Below are 11,778 nucleotides of genomic sequence, written 5' to 3' on the forward strand. Positions count from 1 at the left end.
TGCGGTTGAGTGCTTTCATGCTGCATGCTGGGCAGTTCAGCAGGCCCGAAGGTTTCCGAAGGTTACGGAGCGGCGCATGACTACCACCTTCCCCGACATCTCCATCAGCACGGAGCGGTTGGTGCTGCGCCCCTTCGACGAGGACGACGTCCAGGCCCTCGCCGAGATGATGAACGACGAGCAGGTCATGGCCTGGACGGACGTCAACCAGCCCTTCACCGAGGACAGCGCCCGCACCTGGATCACCGAGTACGCGCCCGCCGAACGCACCGAGGGCCGGGGACTGGACCTCGCCGTCACCGAGTTCCTGACCCAGCGTCCGGTCGGCATCATCCAGCTGACCAAGACCAACTGGCACGTGCGGTCCGCGGAACTGTCGTACGTCATCGCCCCCTGGGCCCGCGGCGAGGGCTACGCCTCCGAAGCGGCGCTCGCCACCGCCCAGTGGCTGTTCCGGGACCAGAAGTTCGAGCGCATCGAACTCCGTACGGCCGCCGACAACACCGCCTCCCAGCAGGTCGCCCAGAAGATCGGCTGTATCAGCGAGGGCGTCCTGCGCAACGCGTGTATAGCGCGCACCCGCACCGAGGAGGGCTGGATCGAGGTCCGCACGGACTACATCGTCTGGAGCCTCCTGCCCGAGGACATCGAAGGCGTCAGCGAGGAACTGGCCGACAGCGGTGGCTTCACCGAGTTCTCGAACTGGAACTGATTCCTCGATCTCCTGGGACCGGCCGGTCCCCCGACTGCCCAGGCGGCACCAGCACGGCGGGGCGCAGGGCATGGACACCGCCCTTTCCGGTACTTCCCGCCTCGATGACGTACGACGACGTACCGCGGCCACCACCGTCCCGGCCCCGTGCCGTACGACCTGCGCGGCGCCCCCGAGCCCGACCAGGTACCCTCACGGAGCCCGTGCCCGGGCTGCATCTGACGATCTGCGCGAACCCTGGAGACTGACGACGATGGCCGACCGCGTCACGGTGATCGGCTGGGACGGCTCGCCGCTGACCGCCGCGGCGCGCTCCGCCCTCGGCGCCGCCACGCTCGTCGCCGGCGCGGCCCACCACCTGGCGCTCGCCGAAGTGCCCCCGCACGCAGAGCGCATCCGCCTCGGCAGCGTCGCCCTCGCCGCCCGCCGCATCGCCGGCCACCGCGGCACCGCCGTCGTCCTCGCCGACGGGGACCCGGGCTTCTTCGGAGTCGTCCGCACCCTGCGCGCCCCCGAGTACGGCCTGGAGGTCGAGGTCGTCCCCGCCGTCTCGTCCGTCGCCGCCGCCTTCGCCCGCGCCGGCATGCCCTGGGACGACGCGCAGGTGGTCGTCGCGCATCGCCGCACCCTGCGCCGCGCGGTGAACGTGTGCCGCGCCCACACCAAGGTCGCCGTCCTCACCTCACCCGGTGCGGGACCCGCCGAACTCGGCCTGCTCCTTGAGGGAATCCACCGCACCTTCGTCATCTGCGAGGAGCTCGGCACCGAACGCGAACAGGTCACCGTCCTGACCTCCGACAAGGCAGCCGACCACACCTGGCGCGACCCGAACCTCGTCATCGTCATGGGCGGCCCGGTCACGGCAGGCGAGGGCGGCGGCTGGATCGCCGGACGCGACCCCGGTGCCGAACCGCGCGGCTGGGCGCTGCCCGCCGACGAGTACGGCGGCGACCTGGGCGAGGGCGAGACCGACCTGCTGCGCGCGGCCCAACTCGCGCGCCTCGGACCGCGCGTGGGCGACCTCGTGTGGGACATCGGCTGCGGCAGCGGGGCTTTCGCGACCGAGGCCGCGCGCTGCGGCGCCGCCGTCATCGCTGTGGACCGCACTCCCTACGCCTGCGGCCGCACGGCCGTCGCCGCCCGGCGCTTCGGCCTCCAACTGCAAGTGGTGCACGGCACCGCACCCCACATCCTGGAAAACCTCCCCGAACCCGACGTCGTCCGCGTCGGCGGTGGGGGAGCACCGGTGGTCTCCGCCGTCGCCGACCGCCGCCCGCAGCGCATCGTCACGCACGCGGCCACCCGCGATGCCGCCGAGCTCATCGGCCGGGACCTCGCCGAACACGGGTACGAGGTCCAGTGCGCCCTCGTGCAGTCCGTCGAACTCGACACGCGGGCCTGGACGGAGAAGGAACGGAGTGTCGCGTTCCTGCTCACGGGGGAACTGGGGCGGCGCGAAGCCTCCCGCTGAAGGGCGGTCGGCGAGCGGCGAAAGGGCGGCCGTCCGGACCTTCCCTGTGATCCTGTTGTCGTACCGGCGCGGTAGGCTGGCCGATCGTTGTACCGCACTCGGGCGTCCGGTGGTTCGTAGGCCAATGTCCGGAAAGCGCGCCCGTTTTGGGGCGGGTCGTGGTACGGCGGAACCGGAGGGCGCGCAACGTGGCGCAGTCCACAGCGGACCGTCGCGGATCAAGCTGTCGCGACGGCGGGGCGACCGCGACAATAGCCAGTCAGTGGCTTTGTCGACTTGAACGTGAGTCGTCTCGTGCCGCTGGGCACGCATGCTCGTTCTCCACTGTGGGGCGGTCGGTGCGCCGTTCCGGGCCAGCTGGCGAAGAGCACTACCAACGGGCGAGGGGTTACGCATGACCGACACCGGCCAGGTCCCGGGCGAGGGACTGCCGGAGAACGCAGGCATGGTGGAGCAGCCGGGCGTCCACGCGCCGGGTGCGTACACCTACCTCTCCGAGACCGAGACCGCCGCCGAGGAAGAAGAGCTGCTGCTGCCGGGCGCGCAGGGCGCGTGGGGCCACGATGTGCCGCAGTCGGCCCCGGAGCACGTCACCCAGGTCGTCCATGAGCCGGGCCCCCACGAGACCGACGGCCGGGACAGCGGTGCCGTGGACGTGAGCGCCGTCCGCGCCCCCGGTCCAAGTGCCGTCGCACCCGAGGCAGCCGCCACGGCACAGGAACCCGGCGCCCTCCGCGCGCCGGTCGCCACGGCTGTCCCGCAGCCGCCTGTGGCCCGCCGCCCGCTGCATCTCGGCCCGCCGATCCCCAACGGCGCTGCCAGCCCGGTCCGTTCCCTCGCCGACCGAGGTCCCGCCGGCGCCCCGCTCCCGCCCGGCGCCGTCCGCCAGGCCCCGCAGCCCGGAACAGGCCCGGAGTACCTCGACACGCCGCAGCACACCGAAGCCGTACCCCGGGCCGCGTCGCCCTGGGTGGCCGTACCGGTGACGTCCTCGCTGACCACCGGGGTTCCGGAGGCCGCAGTGGGCGTGGAACCGGTGCCGTCCACCGCGGCGCCTGTCGAGAGCACGCCCGGTGGAGCCGTGCCCGCGGAGGGGACGGTTGCAGAAACGGTCGTCCCGGAGACCGGGCAGGTGCCGGCGACGGGGGAGGTGCTGACGCCCCAGGCCCCCGAGCTCGTGCACAACCCCGACGCCCTGGACGGCTCCCTGGACCCTTCGGTCCCCGACCCGAACGCGTTCGCGGTGGCCGAGGCCCCCCAGGTGACCGACGGCGCGCTTCCGCCCGCCGAGACTCCGGCGCAGGACCAGTCGGCCGAAGTGCAGGACCAGGTCGTCGCGGAGCAGGTCGTACCGGAGCAGCCCGCTGTGGCGGCGCCCCAGCCGCTCCCGCTCCCGGGCCCGCAGCCGGTACAGGAGGTGGCTGAGGCCGAGGAGCTCGCGCCCCAGGAGCCGACGGACGCGGGGGGTGCCCCGGTCGCGGCCCAGCCGCAGCCCACCGAGCAGGGCGCTCAGCCCGCCGATCCGGCCGCCCACATCGCGGACGCCGCGTCCCAGATCCCGGAGATGGCCTCCCAGGACGTCGCCGAACGCACTGCGGACCCTGCGGACCTGGTGGCTCAGACGGAGACTCCTCAGACGGAAACTCCTCAAACGGAGCAGGCGGAGATCCTGCCGCAGACGGAGGGCACGCCTCAGGAGGAGACCGCGCCGCAGGCGGAGACCGCACCGCAGCCCGAGGCGGTGCCGCAGGTCGAGGCGATGCCCCAGGCTGACGCTCCGCACCCCCTCGCCGCCGAAGCCGCGCCCGCTCCCGAGGAACCGCTGCCCGCGCCCGCCACGCCGGAGCAGCCCGTCCAGCAGGCCGAGCCCGTCCAGCAGGCTGAGCCCACTCAGCAGACAGAGCCCATCCAGCAGACCGAGCCCGCTCCGCAGCCCCTGCCCGTTCCGGAACCGGCCCCCGCCCCCGCCATGGACCAGGCCCCTTCGGCCGAGCCCACTGCGCCCGAGCCGCTGCACGCGGTGTCGGCCGCAGCGACCGCGCAGGGTGAGGCAGCCCCGCAGGATGCCGCGGGCGAGGAGCCGCCCACCGGGCAGGTGGCCCCCGTCGAGGGCCCGGCGCCCACCTCGCCGCACGCCGCGGCCGCGCCGCTCCCCGCCGAGGAGCAGCCCGCACAGGCTCCGGAGCCGCAGTCCCCGGCCGCGGCCGAGGAGCAGGCCGAGCCCGTCCAGGCTCAGGACGCGCCCGTCCGGCCCGAGGACCAAGCCGCCGACGTCGCACAGGCTCCGGAGCACCCCCAGCTCCACGAGAGCGCCCAGCCGCCGGTCGCCGTCGTACCCACCGCCCCCGCACCGGAGGAGGCCGCGGTCGCCGAAGAGCCCACGGCACAGGTGACGGCCGAGGAGCCGCCCGCGGCAACCGTGGAAGAGGCGCCCCCCGCAGCCGACCCCGAGCCGCAGGACTCGACCGACCCGGAGGCCGGGCCCGAGCTCGGCGAGGAGACGCGGGCCTCCGTCCCGGACGAGCCCCTCGCCGTCTCATCGGTCCCGGAATCAACTCCGCAATCCGCTCCGCCTGCTGCCCCGGAACCGGAGACGCCCTCCATCGTCACGGTCCCGGCCCCCCGTGAACCCGAGGCGTCCGTCACCCCCGTGGCCCCCGCCGGGCCGGAGGTTCCCGCCGAACCCCAGGTGCCCACGACGGAGTCGCCCACTCCGGAACCGCTCGCGGCGGACGCGGAGCCCGAGCCCGATGTCGTACAGCACGCGGAGGACCTGGACACCAGGGTCGCCGACCAGGAAGAGAGCAAGGTCGCCGTGGGAGAAGTCAGAGAGTCCACGGGCCCCGCCGCACCCGGCTACGCGGACTCCGAGCGTGAGGCCGTCCTGCGGGTGATGCGCGAACGACGCGACATCCGCAACGGCTTCCGCAGCGACCCGATCCCGCACGACGTGCTGCTGCGCGTCCTGGAAGCTGCCCACACGGCTCCGTCCGTCGGCCACTCGCAGCCCTGGGACTTCGTCGTCATCCGCTCGGCCGAGACCCGCCGCACGATGCACGAACTGGCCCAGCGCCAGCGCGAGGCGTACGCGAAGTCGCTGCCCAAGGGGCGGGCGAAGCAGTTCAAGGAACTGAAGATCGAGGCGATCCTCGACACCCCGGTGAACATCGTCGTCACCGCCGACCCGACCCGGGGCGGCCGCCACACCCTCGGCCGTCACACGCAGCCCCAGATGGCCCCGTACTCCTCCGCGCTCGCGGTCGAGAACCTGTGGCTCGCCGCCCGCGCCGAGGGCCTCGGAGTCGGCTGGGTCAGCTTCTTCGACGAGCGCGAGATGGTGCGCGCCCTGGGCCTGCCCGAGCACCTGGAGGTCGTGGCGTACCTGTGCGTCGGGTACGTCGACGAGTTCCCGGAGGAGCCCGAGCTGCTGCAGGCGGGCTGGTCCAAGCGCCGCCCGCTGTCCTGGGTCGTCCACGAGGAGACGTACGGCCGCCGCGCCCTCCCCGGTGAGGAGCCGCACGACCTGCTCGCCGAGACCGTCGCCGGTATCCGCCCGCTGGACGCCAAGGCACTCGGCGAGGCGTGGGAGCGGCAGAAGCGCATGACGAAGCCCGCGGGCGCGCTCGGCATGCTGGAGATCATCTCGGCCCAGCTGTCCGGCCTGTCCCGCCAGTGCCCGCCGCCGATCCCGGAGCCCGCGGCCGTCGCGATCTTCGCGGGTGACCACGGCGTGCACGCCCAGGGCGTGACCCCCTGGCCGCAGGAGGTGACGGCCCAGATGGTCGCCAACTTCCTCGGCGGGGGAGCGGTCTGCAACGCCTTCGCGGGCCAGGTGGGCGCCGAGGTCTGCATCGTGGATGTCGGCGTGGCCTGCGAACTCCCCTCCACCCCCGGTCTGCTGCCGCGCAAGGTCCGCGCGGGCACGGCCGACATGACGACCGGCCCCGCGCTGACCCGCGAGGAGGTCAAGCAGGCCATCGAGGTCGGCATCGAGACGGCCCGCGACCTGGTGGCCGCGGGCAACAAGGCCCTGCTGACGGGCGAGATGGGCATCGCGAACACGACCGCGTCCGCCGCCCTGATCTCGGTCTTCACGGACACGGACCCCTCCGAGGTCACGGGCCGTGGCACGGGTATCAACGACGAGACGCTGGCCCGCAAGACCGAGGTGGTCCGCCGCGCCATCGAGCTCCACCAGCCCGACCCGGCCGACCCCATCGGCGTCCTCGCGGCGTTCGGCGGCCTGGAGCACGCGGCGATGGTGGGCCTGCTCCTCGGCGGCGCCTCCCTCCGTACGCCGGTGATCCTCGACGGCGTCAGCGCGGGCGCCGCCGCCCTCGTGGCCCGCGCCATCGCCCCCGAGGTCCTGGCCGCCTGCATCGCCGGCCACCGCAGCGCCGAACCCGGCCACGTGGCGGCCCTGAAGAAGCTCGGCCTCCGCCCCCTGGTCGACCTCGACCTCCGCCTCGGCGAGGGCACGGGCGCGCTCCTCGCCCTGCCGATGGTCCAGAGCACGGCGAGGGCGATGCACGAGGTGGCGACGTTCGACTCGGCGGGGGTAACGGAGAAGTAGGCGACAGGAGCCCGGAACGTTCGTTCCGGGCCCATTCGCACACGGGCCCGCACCCGACAACGGCGCATCCGACCCAGCAGGGGGGGCCGGGGGCGGAGCCTCCGGTTTCGGGAAGGGGTGGGCTTGGGGAGAGAAACCCCACCCCACCCCGGCCACCCACCATCCCCGCCCATAAAATCCGCACGTCAGAGCCGCTCCAAAGCCGCAGCGCGCCCACCCCTAATGAGCCCCGCAGGGAGCCGCACCCCCATGGCCGAACACCCCGCCTACCCCGTAGGCCTCCGCCTCACCGGCCGCCGAGTGGTCGTCCTCGGCGGCGGCCAGGTCGCCCAGCGCCGCCTCCCGGCCCTCATCGCCGCGGGCGCTGCCGTCCGCCTCGTGTCCCCCGAAGCGACACCCTCCGTCGAGGCGATGGCGGACGCGGGCGAGATCACCTGGGAGAGGCGTCCCTACGCGGACGGCGACCTCGCCGACGCCTGGTACGCCCTCATCGCCACCAGCGACCCCGAGGCGAACACCAGGGCCTCGGCCGAGGCGGAGGCGCACCGCGTCTGGTGCGTACGCTCCGACAACGCCGACGCGGCCACGGCCTGGACCCCCGCCACCGGCCACAGCGAGGGCGTCACGGTCGCGGTCCTCACCACCCGCGCCCAGGGCCGCGACCCCCGCCACACCGCGGCCATCCGCGACGCGGTGGTGGAGGGCCTCCGCGACGGAACCCTTGTGGCGCCCCACCACCGCACCCGCACCCCGGGCGTCGCCCTCGTCGGCGGTGGCCCCGGCGACCCGGACCTGATCACCGTGCGCGGCCGCCGCCTCCTCGCCGAGGCCGACGTCGTCATCGCGGACCGCCTCGGCCCGCGCGACCTGCTCGCCGAACTCCCGCCGCACGTCGAGGTGATCGACGCGGCGAAGATCCCGTACGGCCGCTTCATGGCGCAGGAGGCGATCAACAACGCGCTCATCGAGCACGCGAAGCAGGGGAAGTCCGTGGTCCGCCTGAAGGGCGGCGACCCGTACGTCTTCGGTCGCGGCATGGAGGAGCTCCAGGCGCTCGCCGAAGTCGGCATCCCCTGCACGGTCGTGCCCGGCATCTCCAGCTCCATCTCGGTCCCGGGAGCGGCCGGTATCCCGGTCACTCACCGGGGTGTGGCGCACGAGTTCACGGTGGTCAGCGGCCACGTGGCCCCCGACGACGAGCGTTCGCTGGTCGACTGGGCGTCGCTCGCCAAGCTGACGGGCACGCTCGTGATCCTCATGGGCGTAGACAAGATCGGCCGCATCGCCGAGACCCTGGTCGCCAACGGCAAGGCGGCCGACACCCCCGTGGCCCTCGTCCAGGAGGGCACGACGGCAGCCCAGCGCCGCGTCGACGCGACGCTCGCCTCGGTCGCTGAGACCGTCCGCAGCCAGGACGTGAAGCCCCCGGCGGTCATCGTCATCGGTGAGGTCGTGAAGGTGGGTCCGGAAGCGGCTCCGGCGACGCACTCGCCGGCATCCGAGTAACCCCGGGTAACACAACCCGTTCCAAGCCGTTGGCACCGCACCCAGGACAAGGCAGTATCACCCTGTGGCCGATCTCATCACCGTTGAGGACCCCGACGACCCGCGCCTGCGCGACTACACCGGCCTGACCGACGTGGAGTTGCGCCGCAAGCGCGAGCCCGCCGAGGGCCTGTTCATCGCCGAGGGCGAGAAGGTCATCAGACGGGCCAAGGAAGCGGGCTACGAGATGCGGTCGATGCTGCTCTCGGCCAAGTGGGTCGACGTCATGCGGGACGTCATCGACGAGCTCCCGGCCCCGGTGTACGCGGTGAGCCCGAAGCTCGCCGAGCAGGTCACCGGCTACCACGTGCACCGCGGCGCCCTCGCCTCCATGACGCGCAAACCGCTGCCGACGGCCGGCGAACTCCTCCGGACCACCCGCAGGGTCGTGGTCATGGAGTCGGTCAACGACCACACCAACATCGGCGCGATCTTCCGCTCGGCCGCCGCCCTCGGCATGGACGCCGTCCTGCTCTCGCCCGACTGCGCCGACCCCCTCTACCGCCGCAGCGTGAAGGTCTCCATGGGCGCGGTCTTCGCCGTCCCTTACGCCCGTCTGGAGACCTGGCCGAAGAGTCTGGAGTCCGTCCGCGAGGCCGGCTTCGCGCTCCTCGCGCTCACCCCCGACGAAAAGGCCAAGACCCTCGACGAGACGGCCCCGCACCGGATGGACCGGGTCGCCCTCATGCTCGGCGCCGAGGGCGACGGCCTCTCCACCCAGGCACTGGTGGCGGCCGACGAATGGGTCCGCATCCCCATGGCCCACGGCGTCGACTCCCTCAACGTGGGAGCGGCGGCAGCGGTCGCGTTCTACGCGGTGGCGACGGGACGACCACAGGCCTGAGGGGGCTCGGGTCCGCGCCCCGCAGGGGCGCGGGGAACTGCGCGAGAAACCACGATGAACCCGCGCCGGTCAACGACCCGCAGTCCCGAGCGCTCCTCTGCCCGTCAAGACGTCAGCCGCTCTCAATCGTCGACGCGTACCGCGCGGTCATCAACTCGCCCCGCAACGGTTCGTACGACTGTTCCTTCCGTTGTTCCTTCCGTACCCCCCCGTCCTCCAGCCCTCGCGACGGCCCCTGGCACCCCTGTGCCGCCGCGATGCCAAGGGCCACAAGCAGCGTCACCACGACGAACACGATGAGCCGCTGCCGCAGCAGCCGCGGGTTGGCGGGCCGCCGACCGGTCCCGTTGGTACGCGGCGCCGGCCGGCCGCCGCGGGGCACGGGACGACCGCCGGACCGGGTGGTGTTGCGCGCAGGCGCGGGACGCGCCCCCGATCCAGGTCCCGCCGGCCGCCGGCCGCCGGTCCCGGGTGACGAGCCGCCCGTACGGGACCCGCCTCCCGTACGCGGCAAGGGCGTTCCCTGCGCGCTCTGCGGTCGCCGCTGGGTGCGCTGCTCGACGTGCTGCTCCGCGAGCCGCCCGGACGACGACCGGTCGGGAGAGGTGCGCGGCGCGGGCGGACGGACATCGGCGAGCCCCTGTGACTCGCGCGCGGCGATCTCCTTCAGCCGCAGCGACAGTTGAAGGGTGCTGGGCCGCTCCTCCGGATCCTTCGCGAGGCACGCGCGGATGAGCGGAGCCAGGGCGTCCGGCACACCGTTCAGCTGCGGCTCCTCGTGCACCACCCGGTACAGCATGACCTCGGAACTGCCGTGCCCGAAGGGCGAGTCGGCGGTCGACGCGTACGCGAGGGTCGCGCCGAGCGAGAAGACATCGGTCGCCGGAGTGACGGCCGCGCCGCGCACCTGCTCGGGCGCGAGGAACCCGGGCGACCCGACGGCCGTACCGACGTGCGTCAGGGTGGAGGCACCCGTGGCCCAGGCGATCCCGAAGTCGATGATCCGCGGCCCCTTGGGGGAGAGCAGGATGTTGGACGGCTTCAGGTCACGGTGGACGACACCCGCCTCGTGCACGGCGACGAGCCCCTCGGAGAGGGCGGCCCCGACCGCCGCGATGTCGGCGGCGGACAGCGGCCCCTCGCCGGCGACCTTGTCGTGCAGGGAGGGCCCGGGAACGTACTGCGTGGCGAACCACGGCCGTTCCGCGTCCAGGTCCGCGGCGACCAGCCGGGCCGTGCAGCCGCCCCGGATCCGCCGAGCTGCCCCTACCTCCCGCGCGAAGCGCGACCGGAACTCCTGATCCTCTGCCAGGTCAGGCCGGATCACCTTCAGTGCGACCCGTTGCCCCCGCTTGTCGGAGCCCAGGTAGACAACGCCCATGCCGCCCGCGCCCAGCCGTCTGTGCAGCCTGAACGAGCCGACGACGCGCGGGTCCTCGCGCCTCAGGCGCATCATCGCCATGTTCATCCCCGCTGCCCGGTCCGTGTGACGTGGCACAGCTTACGTTTCCACACCCGGGTCCGCGCAGAGGCCGCGCCCTCTCGGCCCGATCGATTGTCAGTGCCGGGTGGGAAACTTGAAAGGTGGTCAGGGAACAGGAGTTCGGGCGCGCCTTGGGTTGCCCGTGATCCCAACCACCCGTCACAGAAGGGGGATTGAACCCGTGAAGGGTGATCGTGTGGAGATAGTCGTGGACGCAGGTGACACGACGCGCACATACGAGGTGGTGGCGAGCCGGGCGGGCCGTCGGGTGGAGACCGCGGTGCGCAGAGGTGTGGTGGAAGTGAGCGAAGTCACGCGCAACGGCTCGGTGGTGCGCACGGCCCGCTTCATGGCGAACCGGGTGCTGGCCCTCGTCGAGCAGCCTGTCCCTCGGGAGGACATCTCGGAACAGGCGGGGCACACCGGGCGTCCCCTCCGGGAAGACCCTGAGTCCTAGGTCCTCGTCTCCACCCAGGGGAGTACATCGCAGGTCATGGCTCATCCTCGGGGAGGCCCGGCAATCGGTACGAGGGCATGACGACCGGTACCCGTCGCGCGCCTAGATTTGAGGTCAAGCGGCGGGTGCAGCACTCGTCCCCCGAGGTCAGACACCCGCCGCTGCCAACGACAAGCACACACAGGTCAGGAGAGGGACCATGGCCCACACGGCACCGCGGACGATGGTCCGCACGCAGGGGCGCAAGGCGTACGCCGCCGCGTTCCGTACCCGTCGCCAGGGCCGCCGCCACCCGCTGGTGGCGACCGCGATGGTCCTTCCCCTGGCGGCCCTGCTCGTGTACGCCTTCGGCGGCTGGGAGGCAGTGGTCACACAGGCGTCGTCCGTGGGAGTGATGCTGGGGCGCTGAGCGGCGACCCCAGGCCCGGAAGAGCGGTCCGGGCGGGGACATCCACCCATGAAACCCCGTGGGGACGGGGGTGCGGCGGACGGCACAGACGCCCGCGCAGCTGGGGAGCTGCGCGGGCGCCTATTTTTTGCGCCCATGCCGGCCCATCCGGACCCTGGCTTCCAGCCCCTCCGGGCCTGGTCTTTCAGCCCCTCCGGCGTTTGAGGAGCGGGGGTCCGGGGGCTGGCCCCCGAAACGGGGTCCGGGGCGGAGCCCCGATAGGGCGGGGGGGTTCCAGGGGGCGC

General features: G+C 73.1%; 8 protein-coding genes. 7 read left to right on the plus strand and 1 reads right to left on the minus strand.

The window, feature by feature from the left end; all coding sequences use genetic code 11:
• Positions 1-76: 76 nt before the first annotated feature.
• The 5 genes from AB0959_RS30195 to AB0959_RS30215 all read left to right on the plus strand — a co-directional run bounded on the left by AB0959_RS30195 (position 77) and on the right by AB0959_RS30215 (position 9,145).
• Positions 77-712 carry a GNAT family N-acetyltransferase gene (locus tag AB0959_RS30195; RefSeq protein WP_366829794.1) on the plus strand — a complete coding sequence of 212 codons (636 nt, stop codon included), beginning with the start codon at positions 77-79 and terminating at the stop codon, positions 710-712.
• Between the two features lie 253 nt (positions 713-965).
• Entirely contained in the window at positions 966-2,183 is a 1,218-nt protein-coding gene (gene cbiE / locus AB0959_RS30200; RefSeq protein WP_366829795.1) for a precorrin-6y C5,15-methyltransferase (decarboxylating) subunit CbiE, read from the plus strand.
• A 394-nt stretch (positions 2,184-2,577) separates the two neighbouring features.
• Complete coding sequence (gene cobT / locus AB0959_RS30205; RefSeq protein ID WP_366829797.1) at positions 2,578-6,756, plus strand: nicotinate-nucleotide--dimethylbenzimidazole phosphoribosyltransferase; 4,179 nt, start codon at positions 2,578-2,580, stop codon at positions 6,754-6,756.
• A gap of 249 nt (positions 6,757-7,005) precedes the next feature.
• A complete protein-coding gene (gene cobA, locus AB0959_RS30210; protein WP_366829798.1) occupies positions 7,006-8,262 on the plus strand; it encodes a uroporphyrinogen-III C-methyltransferase in 1,257 nt (418 codons plus the stop codon).
• A gap of 64 nt (positions 8,263-8,326) precedes the next feature.
• Positions 8,327-9,145, plus strand: a complete 819-nt coding sequence (locus AB0959_RS30215; RefSeq protein ID WP_366829799.1) for an RNA methyltransferase — start codon at positions 8,327-8,329, stop codon at positions 9,143-9,145.
• A gap of 112 nt (positions 9,146-9,257) precedes the next feature.
• Here the strand turns inward: AB0959_RS30215 and AB0959_RS30220 are convergent, their stop codons facing one another.
• On the minus strand, positions 9,258-10,613 hold the full coding sequence (locus AB0959_RS30220) for a serine/threonine-protein kinase (protein ID WP_366829811.1): 1,356 nt from the start codon (positions 10,611-10,613) through the stop codon (positions 9,258-9,260).
• Between the two features lie 196 nt (positions 10,614-10,809).
• Here AB0959_RS30220 and AB0959_RS30225 point away from each other — a divergent pair, with 196 nt between their 5' ends.
• Both AB0959_RS30225 and AB0959_RS30230 read left to right on the plus strand, forming a co-directional pair.
• Positions 10,810-11,085 carry a hypothetical protein gene (locus tag AB0959_RS30225; RefSeq protein ID WP_366829800.1) on the plus strand — a complete coding sequence of 92 codons (276 nt, stop codon included), beginning with the start codon at positions 10,810-10,812 and terminating at the stop codon, positions 11,083-11,085.
• A gap of 199 nt (positions 11,086-11,284) precedes the next feature.
• A complete protein-coding gene (locus tag AB0959_RS30230) occupies positions 11,285-11,494 on the plus strand; it encodes a hypothetical protein (RefSeq protein ID WP_366829801.1) in 210 nt (69 codons plus the stop codon).
• Positions 11,495-11,778: the final 284 nt, after the last annotated feature.

The organism is Streptomyces sp. NPDC046862, from assembly GCF_040704615.1.
Classification (GTDB): Bacteria; Actinomycetota; Actinomycetes; order Streptomycetales; family Streptomycetaceae; genus Streptomyces.